18 protein-coding genes and 3 pseudogenes are annotated in these 20183 nt (G+C 35.3%); 7 read left to right on the top strand and 14 right to left on the bottom strand.

Annotation, left to right across the window (positions count from 1 at the left end):
• The first annotated feature begins 315 nt into the window (after window positions 1-315).
• Window positions 316-546: a hypothetical protein gene (locus tag ACWA2B_RS25050; RefSeq protein WP_161626990.1), complete on the top strand. Its 231-nt coding sequence runs from the start codon at window positions 316-318 to the stop codon at window positions 544-546.
• Between the two features lie 333 nt (window positions 547-879).
• Here the strand turns inward: ACWA2B_RS25050 and ACWA2B_RS25045 are convergent, their stop codons facing one another.
• Window positions 880-1242: a TnsA endonuclease N-terminal domain-containing protein gene (locus tag ACWA2B_RS25045; RefSeq protein ID WP_238438049.1), complete on the bottom strand. Its 363-nt coding sequence runs from the start codon at window positions 1240-1242 to the stop codon at window positions 880-882.
• A 631-nt stretch (window positions 1243-1873) separates the two neighbouring features.
• Here ACWA2B_RS25045 and ACWA2B_RS25040 point away from each other — a divergent pair.
• Window positions 1874-2047: pseudogene (locus ACWA2B_RS25040) on the top strand (helix-turn-helix domain-containing protein); the annotation flags it as partial.
• 40 nt (window positions 2048-2087) lie between these two features.
• Here ACWA2B_RS25040 and ACWA2B_RS25035 read toward each other — a convergent pair.
• The 5 genes from ACWA2B_RS25035 to ACWA2B_RS25015 form a co-directional block, all read right to left on the bottom strand.
• A complete protein-coding gene (locus tag ACWA2B_RS25035; RefSeq protein WP_449292756.1) occupies window positions 2088-2219 on the bottom strand; it encodes a hypothetical protein in 132 nt (43 codons plus the stop codon).
• A 739-nt stretch (window positions 2220-2958) separates the two neighbouring features.
• Window positions 2959-3384 carry a MaoC family dehydratase gene (locus ACWA2B_RS25030; RefSeq protein WP_104497168.1) on the bottom strand — a complete coding sequence of 142 codons (426 nt, stop codon included), beginning with the start codon at window positions 3382-3384 and terminating at the stop codon, window positions 2959-2961.
• Window positions 3385-3458: 74 nt separating this feature from the next.
• Window positions 3459-3806 carry an MmcQ/YjbR family DNA-binding protein gene (locus tag ACWA2B_RS25025; RefSeq protein ID WP_449292755.1) on the bottom strand — a complete coding sequence of 116 codons (348 nt, stop codon included), beginning with the start codon at window positions 3804-3806 and terminating at the stop codon, window positions 3459-3461.
• 47 nt (window positions 3807-3853) lie between these two features.
• Complete coding sequence (locus ACWA2B_RS25020; protein ID WP_449292754.1) at window positions 3854-5182, bottom strand: replication-associated recombination protein A; 1329 nt, start codon at window positions 5180-5182, stop codon at window positions 3854-3856.
• 118 nt (window positions 5183-5300) lie between these two features.
• Complete coding sequence (locus ACWA2B_RS25015) at window positions 5301-6194, bottom strand: helix-turn-helix domain-containing protein (protein ID WP_322253074.1); 894 nt, start codon at window positions 6192-6194, stop codon at window positions 5301-5303.
• 137 nt (window positions 6195-6331) lie between these two features.
• Between ACWA2B_RS25015 and ACWA2B_RS25010 the strand changes: the two genes are divergently transcribed.
• The 3 genes and pseudogenes from ACWA2B_RS25010 to ACWA2B_RS25000 all read left to right on the top strand — a co-directional run.
• Complete coding sequence (locus tag ACWA2B_RS25010; protein WP_449292753.1) at window positions 6332-6676, top strand: YybH family protein; 345 nt, start codon at window positions 6332-6334, stop codon at window positions 6674-6676.
• A gap of 248 nt (window positions 6677-6924) precedes the next feature.
• A complete protein-coding gene (locus tag ACWA2B_RS25005; protein WP_449292752.1) occupies window positions 6925-7743 on the top strand; it encodes a radical SAM protein in 819 nt (272 codons plus the stop codon).
• Between the two features lie 137 nt (window positions 7744-7880).
• Window positions 7881-8140, top strand: a pseudogene (locus tag ACWA2B_RS25000) (Tn3 family transposase); the annotation flags it as partial.
• 970 nt (window positions 8141-9110) lie between these two features.
• Here the strand turns inward: ACWA2B_RS25000 and ACWA2B_RS24995 are convergent.
• Genes ACWA2B_RS24995 through ACWA2B_RS24980 form a run of 4 tightly spaced genes read right to left on the bottom strand, consistent with a single transcriptional unit; the run spans window position 9111 to window position 15153 of the window.
• On the bottom strand, window positions 9111-11966 hold the full coding sequence (locus ACWA2B_RS24995; protein ID WP_449292751.1) for an AAA family ATPase: 2856 nt from the start codon (window positions 11964-11966) through the stop codon (window positions 9111-9113).
• Window positions 11956-12513 (bottom strand): ABC-three component system middle component 1, encoded by a 558-nt coding sequence (locus ACWA2B_RS24990; protein ID WP_449292750.1) that lies wholly within the window; start codon window positions 12511-12513, stop codon window positions 11956-11958. Before ACWA2B_RS24990 ends, ACWA2B_RS24995 begins: the two co-directional genes overlap by 11 nt.
• Entirely contained in the window at window positions 12506-13870 is a 1365-nt protein-coding gene (locus ACWA2B_RS24985) for an ABC-three component system protein (RefSeq protein ID WP_449292749.1), read from the bottom strand. The genes ACWA2B_RS24990 and ACWA2B_RS24985 overlap by 8 nt, the downstream gene beginning before the upstream one ends.
• A gap of 17 nt (window positions 13871-13887) precedes the next feature.
• Entirely contained in the window at window positions 13888-15153 is a 1266-nt protein-coding gene (locus tag ACWA2B_RS24980) for an MBL fold metallo-hydrolase (protein WP_449292748.1), read from the bottom strand.
• A 388-nt stretch (window positions 15154-15541) separates the two neighbouring features.
• Between ACWA2B_RS24980 and ACWA2B_RS24975 the strand changes: the two genes are divergently transcribed.
• Both ACWA2B_RS24975 and ACWA2B_RS24970 read left to right on the top strand, forming a co-directional pair.
• The gene (locus ACWA2B_RS24975) at window positions 15542-15841 is read left to right on the top strand and encodes a transposase (RefSeq protein WP_449292747.1); all 300 of its coding nucleotides are present in this window, start codon (window positions 15542-15544) and stop codon (window positions 15839-15841) included.
• 110 nt (window positions 15842-15951) lie between these two features.
• A pseudogene (locus ACWA2B_RS24970) lies at window positions 15952-16542 on the top strand (IS3 family transposase); the annotation flags it as partial.
• A 242-nt stretch (window positions 16543-16784) separates the two neighbouring features.
• Here the strand turns inward: ACWA2B_RS24970 and ACWA2B_RS24965 are convergent.
• The 4 genes from ACWA2B_RS24965 to ACWA2B_RS24950 all read right to left on the bottom strand — a co-directional run bounded on the left by ACWA2B_RS24965 (window position 16785) and on the right by ACWA2B_RS24950 (window position 20143).
• Window positions 16785-17288 carry a hypothetical protein gene (locus tag ACWA2B_RS24965; RefSeq protein ID WP_449292746.1) on the bottom strand — a complete coding sequence of 168 codons (504 nt, stop codon included), beginning with the start codon at window positions 17286-17288 and terminating at the stop codon, window positions 16785-16787.
• Window positions 17289-17922: 634 nt separating this feature from the next.
• Window positions 17923-18804 carry a hypothetical protein gene (locus ACWA2B_RS24960; protein WP_449292745.1) on the bottom strand — a complete coding sequence of 294 codons (882 nt, stop codon included), beginning with the start codon at window positions 18802-18804 and terminating at the stop codon, window positions 17923-17925.
• A 384-nt stretch (window positions 18805-19188) separates the two neighbouring features.
• Window positions 19189-19431: a hypothetical protein gene (locus tag ACWA2B_RS24955; RefSeq protein WP_449292744.1), complete on the bottom strand. Its 243-nt coding sequence runs from the start codon at window positions 19429-19431 to the stop codon at window positions 19189-19191.
• Window positions 19432-19474: 43 nt separating this feature from the next.
• The gene (locus tag ACWA2B_RS24950) at window positions 19475-20143 is read right to left on the bottom strand and encodes a hypothetical protein (RefSeq protein WP_449292743.1); all 669 of its coding nucleotides are present in this window, start codon (window positions 20141-20143) and stop codon (window positions 19475-19477) included.
• Between the last annotated feature and the right edge of the window lie 40 nt (window positions 20144-20183).

The raw sequence follows: 20183 nt of genomic DNA, 5'->3' as shown, positions 1-20183 counted from the left end.
CGAAGACGGGCTTTGGTTTAACATTGGGTTCGGAATTGGATTTGGGGGTGGACAAGGGATGTTCCTCCCATCGATGTAAGACTTGCTGTAGGGTTCCGGCCGGCCAGCACAAAGTCGGCCGTACCTCCGGATTCGGCACCGGAGCTGCCTTTGTCGAAGCTTATGTTTAAGGATATTGATACACTCTATGTACGATTTGTGTATTCCCCCGCCTGGTGTGGATAAGTAAAGATCCGGCTGCGGGGTAGTGAGCCTTTCCTGACGATTAGATGTGACGATGGTGCTGCATGAGGCTCAAAGAATGCTCCGTATGGCATGAACGGGACAGCCCTTGGATTGGCGGTGAATTCCAGCTTTTCAAAAATGCTCACGCGCTTCATCTTCCATCGGAATTGGGATAAGGTTGGCTTCATCCTTTCTGGACCTTCTGACGTCATGGAGCAACATATTCTCGACTGTCATTTTCCACAATTGTCGGTCTCCGCATGCCAGCTTGCTGGGTTGCCAGTGGACTGGTCTCTCGCGGCACAGCTTGGACAGGTATAAAAACCATCCAATTCTATTTTCTATCATAATTGGAAGGTTGACCTAGGTAGAATTATATCAAAATTTCCAATAATGTATAGTAAAACTTTAGTTAAATTGGGTCTTCCCAACATAAAGTGTTAATATTTTGCCTAAAAAGAGCGAATGGAGAAGAAACACTGGGAATGGCTTGCCATCAATCGGGGAATTCGACGCGTGTCGACACTGAGGCGGGGTGCCGGCCAATTTGGGAGATCTTCCCTGTATATATTCTCTGCTGGTGCTCCGAATCCTTGCGCTTGCGTCTATTTTCTAAAATAATCATGGATTGTAGAGTAGGCTGTATTAGATGAGTCATATCCAGTACCCACTTGGTAAACCAAATAATTCATCTTGTTCTCTTGTAACTTTCGCAAATGGTTTTTCACTTTGTTGAATAGCATAATAGAGATTATCTTCGAGACTATTTATATGGTGATTTGACAACTTATCGTTGTTTTTAGCATTATGAAGCCATTCGACATTCCTGAATAAATTGTAGTTTATCTGCCTTTCCGTAATAAGTGCCCACTCTATCTTTTGGTCTTTAAAGAACTCTTTTTCAATCTGTAATTTCTCTACAACTCGTTTTGTCAACTTGTTAAAAGGTTTGATAGAATGTGCAATAAATTTTATACTTTTTTCTTGTTTTACTGTAAGTAACATATCTGTAGTCATAATGATGGGAAGCTTATTCTTGGGGTCAGTTGGATGTTTAACTTTTATGCAATATAGAGGGTTTTATCTAGGGGTAATAAAGGAAATTGTTCGCGAATATCAATCACTTGCTCTGACCACTTCCATTTGGCAATGATGTGCCAATTCAAAGTGTTCAGACAGATAATGGTGAAGTCGACCACTTTTCCAACCAAGAATTCGAGTAACTATCCCTATTGAAGGTACATCATGTACCGTCAACCAAGGTTTATATTCCGAAAAGTGGCCTTGACCTCTTCCTTCTTTGATTTTCCGTTGAATAGATGCTATAGAGTTACTTGATCGAATTTTGCTCATTATTCACCTTCTTTTTAGAACTACTAAATCAGAGTAAAGTTCAGTTATCTTTTTCTACTCCTAAGATATATTTTAGTTTTACTTCAAAATACAAATGTAGAATATAACAACTCACAGCTTTATACAATAGCAAAGTAATATTTTTTAGCTATATTTTACTTCGTAGCCTATTCATAGGCTACTCGTAGGGTACAGTAGGGTATGAATAAGCTATAATATGGGCTATAAGTAAGTATAATTAGTAAGCAGATGGGTCGGGTAAAAGCTATTTGATTTTCTCAATAGAGATGAATTCATGAATACTTTGGAACAGCGCTGTAAAAAATCGAGACTACTCCATAAATGGACACAAAAGGAAATTCCTAATAAGATCGGGGTAACTAAACAGGTTGCTTCTAATTGGGAGCGAAACGTAGCACGGCCTGAAATTAATCATTTAATATCTTTAGCAAAGGTTTTTGACGTTACAACTGATTATCTACTTTGTATTGCTAATCGAATGACGTTCCCTACTGTGTGGGCTCAATTGATACAGGCGTATCTCCAAAGATTAACCACTCTATATGGGAATTGAAGTTTTCTTTAATTGCTATAATTATATCAAGAGAGGGTCTGTATTTATCTTGCTCCAGCTCACTCAACGTTCTTTGAGAAATGCCAATTATATTTGCAAACTTTATTTGATTTAAGTTGTTGTTTTTCTAATAGTTCGAATTCGTTGGCCTATTGTAGACATAATTGCCCTCCTAAGCTAAAAAGATCCCGATATATCATCGGGATCTTTCTTGATGTTTGTAAAATGACTAGTTCCAGACTTTTTTTACTGGTTCAAGACTTTTTTATCACCAGACATTTGTGTACATACAATAAAGTTGTGTACTGAAGTCCAGTATTTTTAATTAATTCATTAAAAAAACTGTACTAATAATATTATTAAAGTACTTATTTTAATTTCATTTTATATTAAAATGTGCGTCCATTTTTATATTTTCTAATATCTCTTCAGAATACAATTTTTCTAATAGAAGTTCTAAACCTGGATCTTCATACTTTTTAAGCTCTTTTTCTATCCAGTAAAGGTGGCACATGAAATTTCTTTCATGTCTCAAAGGATATATCTTCTCATACAGGAGTTCCTTAAATTTTGCTTCCCACAACAGAAGATCACTGGATTTTCCCGGTGCTGGTCTGTGTCAATGATGCAGCCAACTGAATGTTATTGCAGACAAAAACCGCTCCTGCATCTGCAGGAGCCATTCTCTGAACGGACACAATTATCTTTTGTGCATTCCTTTGCGCTGACGATAGGATATGTTTTCTCCCCGCTTTGGAATACGTGAATGAGGGATATCCCGTCAATTTCATTTGTTTAAAGATACGTTATTTTTTTATTATTACAGAAAGATCCCCTTCAAAAATTTTTTGAGTCGTATGATTAAAAGTAGATAAATTCACAGTTACAATTCCTGTATTCTTTCGGTTATCTTCTAGATTAATGACTTCAACAACTACATGTAACTCATCATCAGGGTATACAGGTTTTATAAATCGGATATTGTCCATAGCAGTACCAGCCACTACATCTTCACCGTATAAACCACACTCTACCCATAGTTTAAATGTTAGGGCTAATGTTTGGATTCCTGAAGCTATAATTCCTCCAAACATGCCTTCCTGAGTTTTCTTCTCATCCAAATGCATGTACTGAGGGTCAAATTCAGATGCGAATTCCATAATTTTTTCTTTGGTTACTTTTATAGAATCAGTCTCGAACCGCTGCCCTACAAAGAATTCATTAAACTTCATATTACACCTCTCGAAACGGATACTTTTACATAATGACTTCCGCAAAATTTAATTGTCAATAAGAAATTTATTCTCTAGCTAGTATGTTTTTTGGAGCTTTTTGGCTTGGTCAATTCGAAGCTATGATGCACCATATCGTGAATTTCATCTTCTGGTAGATCACCATCTAATATTACTGTATTCCAATGTTCCTTGTTCATGTGATAACCAGGCTTTACCTCTTCAAACGCTTTTCGCAAAAAATCAGCATGATCAGGGTTGCATTTTAGGTTGACGCAAAGATGCTCATCCTGATTGTATATCAAGGCAAAAATTTTTTTGTTCCCTTGATGTCTCATCGCAGTCCATCCGTCACCAAAAGGGTGATCTTCATATGAACTTGGGTATGATAAGCAATGCTCCATAATTTCTTCTATTGTCATGACGAATTACCTCGATTTCTATTGGATCATCTATTCATTAAACGCAATTAGGTTTCTTTGTGGCTTGCATACCATGCTGAAATTTCTTCCATCCGTTGTTTAAATTTCATTTCAGATCCTTGTATAGTGGGGTGGTAATATTCCCGTCCAATGAGAGAATCTGGCATGGTCTGCATCATTGTTAATTTTTCTTGAGTATCATGGGCATATTTATAACCTTTCCCGTAATTCAGTTCTTTCATCAATTTAGTCGGAGCATTTCGTAACTGTAAGGGAACAGGTTCATTTACGGAATGCAAGGCGTCTTTTTTGGCAGCTCTATAGGCCAAATAAGCTGCGTTGGACTTCGGGGCCAAGGTGAGATAAATGACAGCTTGGGTTAGATGTACATCGCACTCTGGCATACCAATGAACTGACAAGCCTGGAAAACAGCTACTGCTATCTCCAAAGCTCGGTTATCTGCTAAACCAACGTCTTCACTTGCAAATCTGACCAATCTTCGAGCAATAAATAATGGATCTTCTCCGGACTCCAACATGCGCGATAACCAGTAAATTGCAGCATTAACATCACTATTTCTCATCGACTTATGCAAAGCAGATATGATGTTATAATGTTCCTCACCATTTTTGTCATATAATAATGACTTGCGATTTAACATTTGTACTAAATCATTTTTATTCACTACAATAGCTCCATCTGATTTTTTTCCGTGTAATACAGCCATTTCTAGTGTGTTTAAAGCTACTCTGGCATCTCCATCGCAATATTCAGCAATCGCTGATAAAACGCCGTCTTCAATCTCGATTGATTGATTATTAAACCCTTTTGGGTTCGCTAATGCTTTTTGCAATAGCTCTAAAATATCTGCATGATTGAGCGGATGAAGCACAAACACTTTACTACGAGAAAGCAAGGCTGAATTCACTTCAAACGATGGATTTTCGGTTGTTGCTCCAATCAATATAATGCTTCCTTTTTCCATATAAGGCAGAAAGGCATCCTGCTGTGCTTTGTTAAAACGATGAATTTCATCAATAAATAGAAGTGTTTTCTCGCCTAATTGCCTGTTTCCTTCAGCTTCTTTCATGACACTACGAATATCTTTGATACCGCTAGTCACAGCGCTAAAATCAATAAATTTAGATTGGGTTTGATTGGCGATTATTTTAGCTAACGTTGTCTTTCCCACTCCTGGTGGCCCCCAAAAAATCATAGACGAAACTTGATCATTCTCAATCATTTCACGTAATACTTTTCCGGGTTCAAGCAAATGTTTTTGACCTACAAATTCTTCTAAATTTTGTGGACGTACCCGATTTGCTAAAGGCCGTCCCTGATCATACTCGTCATCAAATAAAGATCCTTGGATCATAAAATCACTTCCTCAAACAACATATTTTAAAAGAGTTCATAAGATGACATTATATATAACTACAATTAGTGTTTTATTCAATATGAAAGGTAGTAGACACTCGAGTAAGTTAATAATTTCAAAGATGCTGCTGTCGAAATTCTGCAGGCGTACAACCTGTTTCACGTTTGAAAAATTTACTAAAGTGTGTGGCTTCCTTGAAGTTAAGCTTTTCCGCAATGTCACTAATAGAATAGTCCGTATGCATCAGCAGACGTTTTGCTTCAAGATTAATCCGGGCCGAAATGAAAGCCTTTGCACTTATTCCAACTGCTGCCATAGTTGCTCGAGTTAGAGTTTTTTCCGTGCAGTTTAGGCGAGTAGCGTATTCACTGACATGGCTCAACTTAGCGAAGTATTTCTCAACGAGTTTCTGGAAGCTTATAAAACGCAGCGATGTTTGAGAATCTATTGTTTCATTCATCCGTTTGCATTTATGAAGAATACTGAGCCAAGTTACAAATGCGTAGAGTTGGTAACGCAACAACATATGAATATCTTCTTCTGTCCCTTCAATCAACAAGTCTTCGATCATTCGTTCGATAGAAGCGATGCTACGACGCAACTCATTATGATTTAAATTTAGAATGCTTGGTAGCCTTTCAAAATCAAAAGCTAGTTTAAGCTCATTTAATGTTGATGTGTTAGGTATAAGAAACTCCGAACGAAACAAAATAATCCAACCATCCCAATTCTCATCATGTCCGAAATTATGAACCTGACCTGGGGATATGGCAAGAAAGGTTCCTGTGCTGCAGGAAATCGGCTCAAAATCGACCCATTGTATACACTCACCTTGAGTAACACATATAAGCATATAGAATTCATATCTATAAGTTACACTCATCCTTTCTTTGGGTGTCCGTTGTTTAAGATCAGAGACTCGAAAAATTTCTACATCGTATGGATAAGGTAGTACAGGTTGATATTTAAGACGTTCTATATTTATTTTCTGCTTTGATATGCGAACCACTACATAAACCTCCTTTACTTAAAATGTAGAATGTCCGAAAAGTATCATTTATTTTCCCGGTTTTGCCTTTATCATTTGTGTTGAATGACCTAAAATGATCATATAACTTCCAACATCTAAAAAAAAGGAGCAAAAAAATGAGTGTAAATATCAAAGAAGTAGCTGAAACTGTATTGAATATAGAACGCGCCAATAATGAACGGTGGAATCAAGGAGACTGCTATGGATACCTGGATAGTTACAGTGATGATATTTCATACTTCGATCCTGTGGCTGAAAAACTTATTGTAGGTAATTCAGCGGTGAGAGAACATATTTTGTCACGCTATAAAAATCCTAATATAATTCGGAGTGAATATCTCAATCCAGATGTCGCTGTCAGTGAAGCTGGTGATTTGGCAGTGTTGAGTTATAATTTACACAATTACGTAGCAGGAGAAGATGGACAAGAAGAACTTCAAAAAAGTTGGAATACTACTTAAGTTTTTCGTTTAATTAATGGCGAATGGCGCACAGTACATTCCCATTGGTCTTTTGTCCGTCATCCTGGGATTTTATCGGGTCTTGATGCGTTCTAAATACACACACCTTTTATTATAATTAATTAAAACTCCCTTTATCAGTTGAACTGGTGGAGGGAGTTTCTGTTCATTCGGAATTTCATTTATGTAAATATTTAAAATGAAGGGGTATCTAACATGCAGATTGATAATACGATGGCAAAAAAATTTTGAGCGAAACCAAAGGAGCATCTACTGTTGGATTTACTCACTCTTTGAATCCTTACAGTGGTTGTGCTTTTGGATGTAGTTATTGCTATGTTAGAGAAATGCCCATTCAAAAATATAAAGATATTCCTTGGGGAGAATGGATTGATATTAAACTTAACGCTGTTGAAAACTACAGTAAAGAAATTAATAGTCTTCGCCGAAGAAATAAGCCTATCAATATATTCATGTCTACTGCTACAGATCCATACCAACCCATCGAGCGTAAGGTTGAGATCACAAGAAAAATATTAACGGAGATGATTGAATCTCCACCAGATTTCCTTCAAATCCAAACAAGAAGTCCTCTGGTGGTTAGAGATCTCGATATACTATTAGAATTGCAACAACGTTGTGAATTATTAGTTTCTATGACTATTGAAACAGACCGAGAAGATGTAAAGCGACTTTTTGCACCTTTAGCTCCAGGGATCAACCAGCGCTTAAAGGCTCTTAGAAATGTCCATGCAGCAGGAATTGCTACACAGGCATCCATTTCTCCTCTTTTACCCTTCACGCCAGATTTCCCCAAAAGATTACAGGGGATTGTTGATCGAATATATATTGATTCGCTGAACATTGGAGATGGTTTAAAGGGGAAGCGATCCGAGCAATTGGGTATGCCCTTGTTGTTTCAGCGAAATGGGTTTTCTAAATGGTATCAGCCTGATATTCATTTTAAAACGAACAACTATTTTAATAAATATTTTGACGAAAAGATTATATTCTTATCTTCTAGTAGAGAGTATCCTCTAAAGGGGAAAATATGTACAATTGATTAATCTACAAGGAAATGGGACAGTAATATTCTCTATTAGGAGATTCAATTGATGAAAACTCAATATGTTTTACATACAAAAAGAGCAACTAAACTGGCTGCTCTTTTTGTATGTTAAATAATGCAATTGATGGAATTTAAGTCCATATTGGAGTTTCGACGCTTCACGGTGATGCGAATCCCCATTACGGGACGGGAAAAAGAGCTACGATTTATCGGTTCATGAGCAACCAATTTTCCATTTTCTACACGAAAGTCATCAATACGAACACTCGGGATGCCGTACACGTCATCGACGGTTTGCTCCACCATGAAACGGACTTGGCCATCGAGGTGCATTATACGGATACAGCCGGTTCACCGATTAAGTCTTTGGTTTAATGAATTTGCGCAGATTTCGCTAACAGGAAAGGATTCAAAAGCTTTTGACTTGTTATGCAATTCATATTCGCTCTGATTGAAACCTAAGCAGTCACCCTCTGAATTTAATAAAAAGCCCGATGATACGTGCTCATCGGGCTTTTGTTAAATACTTACTAAGAAGAAATATTCTTGTTATCTGTCATTAATAATAGTACACAACTTTAATGTCTAGTACATGACTTTATTGTCTGTACACAACATTATGTTCAGTTACATTATAGTTGGTTCCTCAAAAATACAGTAATATCAAGCATTTTGACATTTTTGGCCTCTTTTATAAGTTACATTATAGTTGGTATCTGAGAAAAACTCTTTTTATACTCAATGACATTAAAGTTTGTACCTTGTAATTACATTAAAGTTAGTTCCTAAAACTTATTTGTTGCTTTTTCTACTCCCGTATACTAAAAATTACAGAATTAACTACAAGGTGATTTCTCCGTAAGTACGAAATCGTTTATCCAATTCATTCATTAAAAAATTATACGCCTCTTGAGCACTCCGAATATGGGAGCGCCTATAATGCATACTTCTCAGTGTCCGCTGACTGACACATTTCAGTTTTCCCAAAGATGGAAATGTTGTCTTGCCCAAAGTTTTATATAAATCGACTAAACGGACACCATACTTGATCGGGGCATTGATTACTCTGCTGCTTGTAAACCTCCACATAGTACGGAAAGCGTAGTTTCCAAGGAGAATCTTTAATCACATTTACGTTCACTACGTTGTCCTACGTGAATCCATCGGACTTAGCATACCCAACAATCATAGGGGTCGGTCTGTTCTGTTAATCATAGCTCACAATAGTATTAAATCATTAGAAATCAAACTTACCGGCATGATATTCCCCTATATTATTGCAATTGAAAGGTAGGGTTAAGAATAAAATTTGTGAGTTTTGTCAGTACTTAAATAGTAAGATTCTAAAGTTAAAGCATGAACATACTACAAAGATACATCATTAAGTTCTAATAACTTTGATAGCGAAATTGGTTCTTCAGCCGGTATAATTAATACATTCTCTAGCTCTTCATTTTCATTAACTTGTTGCTTTATAAGAGGACCTTTTTCGCTATATCCTTCGTATTCAATTACTGCAATTTCTTGATTCCTATATTTTCTTAGCATCATCTGGTAGAAATTAAAGTCATGAGTTGAAATAATAAATTGCTTATTATATTTTTCCATAAACAAACGAATCAAATCAATTAATGATAAAACATTTATCTCGTCCATACTCTGGATTGGATCGTCCATACCCATTAGTTGTAGCCTAGACCACCGTTGGTGTACACCCATAGCCATAAAAAAAGAAAGGGCTATTGAATTAATTTGCGCTGAGCTGAATATATATGTTGCATTAGCCTGAACATTTTTCTCGTGATACCCAGTTAATACATAGATTAACAATCTATAAGACCTATGCCTTAACTCCGTAGAAAAATCTATTTGTCGATATACGGGATGCGAATTGATACGAGAAAAAATTTTTTGAATCGTGTCAAATAATTCAGAAATCATCCTTTCATTTAATTTATCGACAGCTGGTTTTACATTGTTAATTAAATCCTTGACAATCCCTTGATCCTTACTGATTGCGTTTTGTTGTTGTTCTAAACTATTTAAGTGCTTTTGATGAACCCTCATTTCCTCTTGACGCGTCTTTAATAGCATTTCTTCCTTAGCATTTTCAATTGCTGTCATAGACTTTATTATTACTAATTCTAGGTAAACCAACTTTTCTTTATTTTCCTGCAATCTTTTAAATGCCTCTTGAATATAAATTTCTACTTCCTCATTGCTCCACTGTTTTGCCTGAGAGGGTGCACCTGCAAGTAATAACTTACTTACAAACTCCTCAACAGAAGCTCGGGATTTTATAACCAGTTCTTCAGCTCTTTTAATTTCTTGCGGCAAATTTGCTCTCTCTTTCGGTGTAAATGCAATTAAATTAGCTTCAAATTGTTGCTCTAACTTTAATATTTCACCCTTATCATTTTCTACGTTTTCATTCAAACCAATTTTTAGTAAGTCCTCATTATATTCTTGAATAAATTTATTTTTCAATCCTATTTGAGATCTTAAATTCACTATTTCTTTTTCTATTTTAACTATACGATCTTTTTTATTCTGGATCGCTTCCTCAGCCCTTTTAAGAATCTCATTGATCTCAAAATAGGACTTTTCTATATTCAAATTTAATTCATGTAATTGAAGCTTCTCTTTTTCAAACTCTTCTTTCATCTCTCTTAATTTCATTTCTAACGAAGGTAATTCTTCGTGAATTTGGGTTTGCTGATATTGAATTCGTTGATGTAAATATGTCTTGTTAATTCCCACCGTCCCACAAGCGGGACAACTATTTATTTCATCATCTACGGATAGGTAATCAGACAAACTACTAAGAAATTTCTTATATTTCTGATCTATTCCACGTAATTCTAGCATTGATTCTTCTAAAAGTTTCAGTGATGTATTCGTACTAGCGTGGATACTCGATAAATTTCCAATAGAGATTTGGGTTACACTAATAAATTTTAGAAGCTGGAAGGTTTTTGTTTTCAATTCTAAATCATCATGTTCAAGTAGGATGTCCTTCAGCACATCATGATTATTATTTCTTATGTTTTCTAAGCTCTCTGACAGAGCTTTATTGAAATTATCAGATACACGAACTGAAGCTTCTATTGCCTCAATTTCCTGTTGATAATCTTTGATTTCTTTATTTTTATTTTTAGTGAAATTAATAAAATCCACATATTGATCATAACGACTGATCAAGGATGAAACTAACTTTAGCTTATTGTAATCATTAAGATGATTTTTAAATTTTTCTAATCTGCTAAATTCTATTTTTACAATTTCTTTGTCTTTGAGCCACCCTACTTTAATTTCTTCCAAATCTTTAAGACGTCGTTCTTTATTTTCCAACTCATACCTTTTTAGTTTTAGCGTTTCTCTTTCTTTCTCAATTAATGGTACCAGGGCCCTCCAATCCTCTAATTCAAATTGATTCTCCGGAACTTCGAAATTGTCTTTATATTCCTTAAGAGTCTGACTTAATGTTTTCTGATTTGGATCGGATAACTTTCCGCTTAATTCATCAATCGACTCACTTAGTTCTTTCATTTTGCGATTACCTTCAGTTATTTGACCCTCTACTTGCAGAAGTCTCTCGCTTATCTTTTTGTTCAGTTCATTATATACATCTCTATACTTTATAAAATGCTCTGTTCCAAACAGTAACGAGAGAGAATCGTATCTATCACCATCTTTCATTCCTCGAAGAAACTCATTCAATTTCTCTTGCCCCAAAATATGAGTGAGATGCAGCCCACGAGAAGCTTCGACTTTCTCTCTCCATGCTTCTTTGACTAATAATAATTTCAATAACTCTTCTGCACGCTGATCTATAAACTTTAAACTTCCATTTATGGGTTCAGGACATAGGATTTCTAGTCGATGTTTACCATAGTCCGTACTATCCTGGAGTCTGGCTGTACATGTTCTCTTCACTTTGTATATTTTTCTATTTTGAGTAATTAGCTCTATTTCTACATACGTTTCTTGGGACTGATCAGTATGCAAATTCCTAATAAATCGTGTTCTGTTTCTTTCATCAGTAGCTTGATTAAATCTGTGTATTTCTCCCGAAAGTACCCATTCAATAGCATCAAACACTGATGTTTTTCCGTGTCCATTTGGTCCATAAAGCAATATAACCTTTGCATCATTAAATCGGAAAAAGGCTTCACCAGAAAACCCCCGAAACCCACATATTGCCAATGATCTAATTTTCATTTAAATCATCCTTTTTTGTTATTGAACTAAAAAAATTAATTAATTGATCAGCACTTACACTCGCTTTAAAAAAATTTTGGGGTAACTTAACTAATGTAGATTCTCGTAAGCATTCCCGGAATTGTTCGAAAAATTCATTATCATCAAAAATAAGTAGTTCTTTGTCGTCAGTTAAATCAAGTACAAAAGGAATTTTATTTATGTAGGGATGGTCATTTTTTGTAATGACAATTTTCCTAAAATAGTGGCGATCATTTTCAATTAGTTTCCTAAATGATGTGTCTATCTGATCTTGCATAACTGCAATAATTAGATAGATATCCCATTTGAGCATTTTAAGCTCTTGAGTCAAACGACTTTGCAGTTTTACAGCTAATTCATCAGCTGCTTTTTCCCATCCCCCCCTTAACTCATCTTCGTTATCAAATTGAATAAAGCCGTATATCTGCTCTGGCGATACATAAATTGCATTAAGGTAGTTAAAATGAAGCTGGTCTAATTTTATAAATTCATTTGTCTCAAAGAATCCTAGAATTTCTTCAATCAATATTAGTCATCTCCCTGACATAAGACTCTAAATCTTCTACTTTATTTACTTGATTGTGTAAACCTCGAATGCAATCACCACATAGTATTTTTGTTTCGTTTAAACTTTTGTAGTTATTTTCTTCTAATCCCTGAAAATATCCTTGTTCATCAACTTTAGTAAAATCAATTAATATATCCTCAAAAGAAAACTCTTTTTGACATCTCCTACATAAATTTGCTTTTTTACTTCTGCTAAAGTTGTCTAATATTAAAGGGAAGGGGAATATAGCATCTCCACGACGCAATTCTCTTCTTCCTGTCGGTGTTGATATTTTTTTACGAAACAGTTCTAATACAAGTTCAGGCATTTTAGCATGTCTTTTTGTTGAGAAAATAAGGTATGCAAATATTTCTTCTTGTTCATCTAAACTTAGATTGGCATTTATATCATCATGAATTAAACTCAATTCCTTGAATCCGCATCTTAATATGGTTATTATTTCCATAAATTGTTCTACACCTGATTCAACTCCAACAGTATTAAAAGGATGTCTATAACGTTGAAGGAATACTCCGAATTTTTCAGCACCAGTTTCTAAAATACTATATATTGTGTGACTCAAACTCTCGATCAGGAAAGGATGTGTTTCTTCTGGAAAATCCTTAATTAATTCTATAACAATTTCTTTTTCTGAATCGAACGTACTGTCAATGATTGATCTATTATCTACACTCCGAGCACTTGAACTTTCTCTTTGAATATAACTTGTATCTCGAACAGAAACGGATATTTCCATTAATTCAAGTATTGGAAGACACCGTTTAATCGAAGTTGCTCCAATAATACCACCAGGTGCCAGATCCTTCATTATTCCAACTATTGTACCATTAACTACTATAGGCGATCCTGAGGCTCCATGGGTTATGAAGCCTGGATCCGTTATTTGAGGTATTTCACATATTAAATCCAGATCAGCATCACCTTCTTGCATACAAAAAACATCGACCTGGGATATCTTACCCTTAAAATGTTGTCCTCTATCTCTTTGAGTGCTAGGAAACCCGAATCCTTCCCACTCCTCTCCCAGATTCAGAGCTTGTACACTTAGAGGTAGCGTAGGAAAATATTCAACTTCAGATAAAGACAAAATAGCAACGTCAATCCCTTTAAATGGTCCACTTGGGAAAATAACCGATGCCTCTACTTCATTTTGATTCCCGTATTGAATAAAAACAGGCTTCGGTTCATCTGGTCCAAAACTATCATCAATAACGTGTCTGGCAGTTATCATGGTTCTTTCATTTATTAGAAACCCAGTACCTTTTTCATTTCCGCAATGCACTTTGGCTATAGATTTAAAATCATTCTGATTCATTAATTTCTCCCCCTAAGTTACAAGTGTACTATTACACTTTCTTCAAAATTTGGGAAGTATAGTTCATATTTATACTCGTTCTTCCATTCATCTCTATTAAATGATGTTGCTGCAGGGGTAGGATACGAAAAATATAAGCATCTTGTAAAATTAGATTCTCTAGCAACTATTCTGGCTAAGGTTTCCACATCGGGGTGCCCATGTCCCGATCCGTTAGTAGATATTAAGTATTTCCTTGAATCAATCATATTAAGAAGATCTAAATTCGTATTAAACTGACTCCCATGGTGGGAAATCTTGATCAAATCAAAGTAAATTGGTAGTTCTGTATCTGAGTGCAGAGAACGCAATTGACGAATTATTATTGATGGTGGACAATCGCCTAAAAATAGCATTCTATTTCCCTGGTGTTCTAGGATAAAAGTAATGGAGCTAGCATTAATTTCGTCGCTATCTTCAAAAAATTTTGACTCTGATAATTTTCTTAAAGAACCTGTTGTCGATATATTTTTTCTATAGTTTTCAAACCCTTTTGGTTTTAGATATTCGGATACATACTCTACAGCGTCATCAAAACATTTATCCGAAGTCAAAGGAACTCCCGGAAAAGTTCGATGCAGTTCTTTACTCCATACTCTTTCTAGGTCTTTAAGTTCAATATCAGTAGGAGAAAGTACTGTGAGCTTAACTTCCCCGTTACCCAGAGATATTGGACTTTTTTTATAAGAAACCGCATTACCATTATATAGACCATTCCAGTTGTAACCATTTAAATATATATGACCTGCAAGTCTAGAACCTTGTTTCCCACTTACTGGAACCCTATTATCTGAATCCCTTTCAATGTAACCAACTTTTCGCTCAATCTGTTCTTTATCAACTCTGTCTAATTGATTTTCCTGTTGACTTATTGATAAATGACGATAACTATTGTGCCAAATTTCCTTTACTTTAATTACATTAGGAGCTTCACTGTTTCCGTTTTCCTCTAAAAAAGATATTGCACCTGCAATGTGATCCTTATCTATATGCGTAACAACCATTAACTCTAAACTCTCGTTGTTTTCTTTCATTTTTCTAAGAACAGGTCTTACATAATTCCTATAAGTATGTGAGTATGCCAAATCTATAAGAATATTTACATTTGACTCACCATAACAACTAACTAAAAAAGCATCTCCGTTTTTTGCTGGGAACATCTCTATCCTAGAACTATATATTGGACTCACCCTTAGCTTATTTAATATTTTCTTAATTGCTTCCCAAGAAACATAATAATTCATAGAGTCTTATGATGTTTTTCTTTCCAAACACCATGACCAAATACAACCTACATTCTTCTTCTGAGATCCGTTTTCTGCTCATTATCTTCAACATAAATAACTTTCATAAAAAGAAGACATTATTAGCAACTCGCCTCATTCCACTTTCCCCTTAATTCTCAAGTAAAGTTTGATTCTAAAGAACCGTTTTTATTTGTAGAATAAAGCAATAGTAATGATACCATAGACCTAATGAAAAAAATGTCGCATTTTGTCGCTATAAGTTGGTTTCTTCATAAGGAGAAAAAAATAAAAAAACTTTAAAGTGGTATTATCCCCTTCTAGTAGACAAGAGAAAAAAGACATCTGGTAAGATGGACTTAATCTTGTTGAACGGAGGGGATTTTTCATGGCTAAAAAGGGGCAATCATTCCGACAATACTCCTTAGATGTGAAGATAGAGGCAGTCCGGTTGGTGAACGAAGAACATATGAGTATTCGTGAAGTGACGAAACAATTGGACATTCGTAATAAATCCCAAGTGCAAAACTGGGTGATGAAATATCGAGCGGGGGAGAACCTCCAGCCAACGGTCACAAGGCAGGGACGACCCAAAACGAAATTTTCCAGTATGGAAGAGGAGATGGCGTATCTACGGGCGGAGATCGAATATATAAAAAAGCAGTATCCAAATCTACACAAGGAGTGACGAGGAAAGAAGCAAGGTTTGAAATTATTGAGGGAATGCGAACACGATATTCGTTGAAATGGTTACTTGAATTAGCCCATGTTTCTCGGGCAGGATAGTATAAATGGAGAAAGACTCAGCAAACAACCCAGCAGCGTAAGCAAGAGGAAGAGCTTCTGGAATCGCATATGTTGTCGATCCACCGGATTCACCCCTATTTTGGTTATCTGCGTATGACCGTTGCTTTACGTAGAGAAGGTATCTTGGTCAATCACAAAAAGGTGTACCGTCTAATGAAGAAATTAGGGATCCGTTCCGTCATTCGAAAAAAGCGGCGCTTTTTCGGCAAACAGGCATCTGTGGTAAATGCCAACCGATTAGATCGACAATTTCAGGCAGATTCTCCTTTATCCAAGCTGGTTACCGATATTACATACATACGAGCTGGAGATCGGTTTGTATATCTCTCTGTCATTCAAGATCTGTTTAACAATGAAATCGTGGCTTGGCGTCTTTCGGAACGAAATGACCTTGCTCTAGTTAGCGAGACGCTAGACGTTCTAAGTAAGAACGCGAACATGGAGGGTGTCATTCTCCATTCAGACCAGGGGTTTCAGTATACCTCCAAGCCGTTTAACCGCAAACTTAAGCGGCTTGGCATGCTTGGGAGCCATTCAAGGCGTGGAAATTGCCTAGACAATGCCTGTATAGAATCCTTCTAGGTTCATGTCCACCCTGTGAAATGTTCACACAAAATATCTTACAGTTCCTCTCCTTAATAAATTCCCGAAGTTTCTCCTTTGCCCAAAGTCTCATGTGTTCTCCCCAACCTTTCCCTTACTTCCATTTTAATGGGGTTGAGAGTTTACACAATATATTTTACAGACTCAAAAAAAGAGCTAGTTCAGTCTCAGTTCCATTAGCACTGATTATTTAGTGATGCCTCCTCCATGTTGAAACATTCTTAAATTCTGTATAAATCGGCTTTTTGAAGTACACTCTTTGATGGTTTAACCTTATTTGTGCTGCAATTCCATTCATATGTTCTAATTTCCTCATCGACTATATTTTTTGCAAAACAATCTTCTAGTGGCGTGTTTACACCTTTAGATAATTTTTGATTATAATCAGTTGTTCTTTTAATAATACGTTCTATCGTCTCTTCCCCAAGCCCCTTTCTTATTTGCTTCTTCGTCTCTTCCTCAAGAAGTTTATAGTATCTTGCTCTAACCTCTCTCCCTCTCCCCGCAACAATATCTTTATAGATTTTAAGAAGATTCTTCTTCTCAATGTATTCTATTTTCTTTAAGTGCTTATAATTATTCTCATAATCTCTACGTAATGAAGAGAAAATATCAAAAAGTATGTCGTAATACTTCTCATGGTGCTGTATATACTCGCTATCATTGTAGGCATCTCGTCGTATCATAGATTCAATTTCCGAACGTAATTTACTATTACTGTTCATAGTCTCCACTCCTTTACTTAAAGTCACTCTTATGTATTGTGTAATGATAAAAGGATAAAATCATCCTATAAGCATTGAAGAATATGTGAATTTACGAGTTAGTATTAAGTTCGATAAATATTGTAGAGCCTGGCTCTTGCAGCTGCCAAAGCTAACCGACATCTTATACACAACTCTCAACCCTACTCCATAGCAGCGAATTTCCTAACAGGTGCTGTACATTCAACAAAGATTACCTGTAGCACTTTCGCTTGACATTTTAAGGTGTGCTCTTCCCGCCGCACGATAAATAAATCTTCATTCTGTAAATCATTGATCCTCTTTTCAACATTCACCCCGACCAAATATTCTTCTCATACTCGGTGGGTAAGTTTACCCTGAATAAATCGAACGATTACTTTTTGTGAGGAACATGTCCTATATAAAATCTACGTCATGCTGGGTAACGAGTGCAGCATGACGTTTTTTACGTTACAAGGTATTCATTCTGCTGAGACAGAACGGCGCCTACAAGCCAATGCTTATGAAGTTCATTAAATCACCGAAAGGAGCAAATTTGAAATCTGATTGAGAACTTTATGAGCCAAAATGATTAAAAACATGGGTTTGAATTACTGACTCCTTAGACAAAGAGCTAGGACAATAACATGAGTTCTTTAAGTAATTTTTCTAACTTCCCTTTTATAAACTCTGCGCCATGAAGTTCCGACTCTATCTCATCATCAGGCCGCTCCTCGTTTTCCTCATCTAACTCCACAAATTTGTTTTCTGTTATATTATATTTAAGCCACTTCAAACAGTTAAGCTGATGTTCAGGAATCACTTCTGCTATATAGTAACTTTCATACTCATTTGAGTTTAGAAGCTCACTAACCCTCGGATCATGAACATTAAAAGTATCAATTTTATCTACAATATGTTGAATTTCTTGAATTACATTTTTAAATTTCAATTTTGATATTTCAATATTATATTTCATCTGAATATACATCAGCTCAAATTGTAAAGCTTTATTTTCTATATCTAACCCTTCTAATCTACCTATATATCCCCGCAACTTTTGTTCATCTTGCATTATTAATTTCTGAATATCTTCTACTCTTTCACGATTTTTTTTAATATCTAATGAAAATTGTTGTATCTCCTCATATTTTGTATTTATCGCGTCTATTTTTTTCGAAAATAGTCTATTCAGCCAAATTGACCAGAAAGTAAATGCCACGGTCATCAAAGCTAGTACAATTCCTCCCCAAGTTAAAATCGAAGAGATATTACCTTGGAGAAGGCCTATTTTATCATCCTTAGTTTGCAGTAGTACATCATAGATTTCTTTTTTGTCAACTTGATTCTCTTGTAATTGTTCCAATACTCTCTGTAACAATTCCTCATTAGGATTGATTTCATTTACAGGATTCTGTAAAGTATCTCTATTGTTTTTTGTTTCAGCATTCTGTTGGTTGATAGTTGCAGTAGCATAACCTGCATCGGTAAATAAAAATAACAATATAAACGTCATTGAAATGATTTTTAAGCACCTCAAAGATAGAATCCCCCTTTTGATCTCAGTTCGTTTATTTGGTTTAAATAGCATTTTTGTTACACATGGAATTTTAAAGTATGAATTGTTTAATACGATATATAATCAATAATATCTGTACTTGTTCTATTCCCATTAGTATTCTCTATAGGACTCGGATATCCTTAATCAAACCTATTAAAAAATTTATCCTTAACAATGAACATGTAATCATTCACCAATCTCCCAAAATCACAAATCTTTATTCTACATATAAAATTAAAGTTATCTTTCTTAGGGAGCTTATCTTTAAAAACAATCGTATCCCCTACAATATTAAAGTTTGCATGTGATATTGAATTTCTTATCCTCCTGAGCATTGCCTCATCTTTTTTTTAGTATATCTTTATAGGACAGTGCCTCTTTTGGATATACCAATAATAAGTAAGAAGCCATTATTAAAGAACCAATATTTGAAACGGAGCAACCTTTATTCTTGTTCACAAAAGTATCAAGTAGTTCACCAACTTTTTTATCTTTATTTTCTGGCTTCATAGTTTCCTGAATCCAAAGCAAACTTATATTCCCTTGAAGGATTAAATTCCAATTGATTTCTGATGCATGCATACTGTAACTCTCACTAATTATTATTTATTTTTTTCGTAGTTTTTTAAAGGAGCTTTATATAAATATCTTCAAGGTGACCAATGAGCAGCTTGCATCGCTGGTTTTTTAAACCAAATATTAGTTTAAAGAATGAAATGTAATAGGAGGAGATAAAGGTCATTGTAGCAATAATAATGAATAGAACTGAGAACAAAGTAACTATTTGCTGAGTATTGTTTATATTTTTAAATAGACTTACAGCTGTTTGGTTCCAAACCGGTAGGGTTAGAGCGGCAAATATTCCTGGAATAAAAAATCGTCTTCCCGACGTCTCAGCTGCTTTTTTTTTGAACCGATCGATCAGTAACTCTAGTTTCTTTTCAGTGTGCAAACCCTTACTCTGAAGATAAACAGCTAATTCACCATTGATGTAATTGTAGTAATCAATGCTAGATAAAGGGAATTTATTGGTCAACTTAGCATTATATTTATCTAATAAAACTTTTCCAACACCCTTACAGTAAAAATAAGTAAAAATAAAGAATGCTATTATTCCAAAAACTATTAGAGATATAGAAATGTACCACGTACTAATAAAGAACAAGGCAATTAATTCAAACATAATAGCTACTAAAAGTCCTATTTTCATCAACCATCTTCTAGTAGGCATAAATTTATGAACTTTCTCATCCATTCCTAATTCATGTACAAAGTACTCGTAAACTTCCTCCATTAATGAAAACTCCTTTAATAATACATTCAAGCCTCAATAT

Source organism: Paenibacillus sp. CMM36 (assembly GCF_053570945.1).
The sequence above is the reverse complement of the archived record's forward strand: the minus strand, read 5'-3'. Positions and strand labels throughout refer to the sequence as shown.

Bases quoted from the DNA above. Each gene is read 5' to 3' on its own strand.
- ACWA2B_RS25020 (WP_449292754.1), bottom strand. From the start codon at position 5,182: ATGATCCAAGGATCTTTATTTGATGACGAGTATGATCAGGGACGGCCT.
- ACWA2B_RS24965 (WP_449292746.1), bottom strand. From the start codon at position 17,288: ATGAACAGTAATAGTAAATTACGTTCGGAAATTGAATCTATGATACGA.
- ACWA2B_RS24985 (WP_449292749.1), bottom strand. From the start codon at position 13,870: ATGAATCAGAATGATTTTAAATCTATAGCCAAAGTGCATTGCGGAAAT.
- ACWA2B_RS24995 (WP_449292751.1), bottom strand. From the start codon at position 11,966: ATGAAAATTAGATCATTGGCAATATGTGGGTTTCGGGGGTTTTCTGGT.
- ACWA2B_RS25045 (WP_238438049.1), bottom strand. From the start codon at position 1,242: ATGACTACAGATATGTTACTTACAGTAAAACAAGAAAAAAGTATAAAA.
- ACWA2B_RS24950 (WP_449292743.1), bottom strand. From the start codon at position 20,143: ATGGAGGAAGTTTACGAGTACTTTGTACATGAATTAGGAATGGATGAG.
- ACWA2B_RS25050 (WP_161626990.1), top strand. From the start codon at position 316: ATGAACGGGACAGCCCTTGGATTGGCGGTGAATTCCAGCTTTTCAAAA.
- ACWA2B_RS24980 (WP_449292748.1), bottom strand. From the start codon at position 15,153: ATGAATTATTATGTTTCTTGGGAAGCAATTAAGAAAATATTAAATAAG.
- ACWA2B_RS24960 (WP_449292745.1), bottom strand. From the start codon at position 18,804: ATGACGTTTATATTGTTATTTTTATTTACCGATGCAGGTTATGCTACT.
- ACWA2B_RS24975 (WP_449292747.1), top strand. From the start codon at position 15,542: ATGGCTAAAAAGGGGCAATCATTCCGACAATACTCCTTAGATGTGAAG.
- ACWA2B_RS25030 (WP_104497168.1), bottom strand. From the start codon at position 3,384: ATGAAGTTTAATGAATTCTTTGTAGGGCAGCGGTTCGAGACTGATTCT.
- ACWA2B_RS25010 (WP_449292753.1), top strand. From the start codon at position 6,332: ATGAGTGTAAATATCAAAGAAGTAGCTGAAACTGTATTGAATATAGAA.
- ACWA2B_RS25025 (WP_449292755.1), bottom strand. From the start codon at position 3,806: ATGACAATAGAAGAAATTATGGAGCATTGCTTATCATACCCAAGTTCA.
- ACWA2B_RS24955 (WP_449292744.1), bottom strand. From the start codon at position 19,431: ATGCATGCATCAGAAATCAATTGGAATTTAATCCTTCAAGGGAATATA.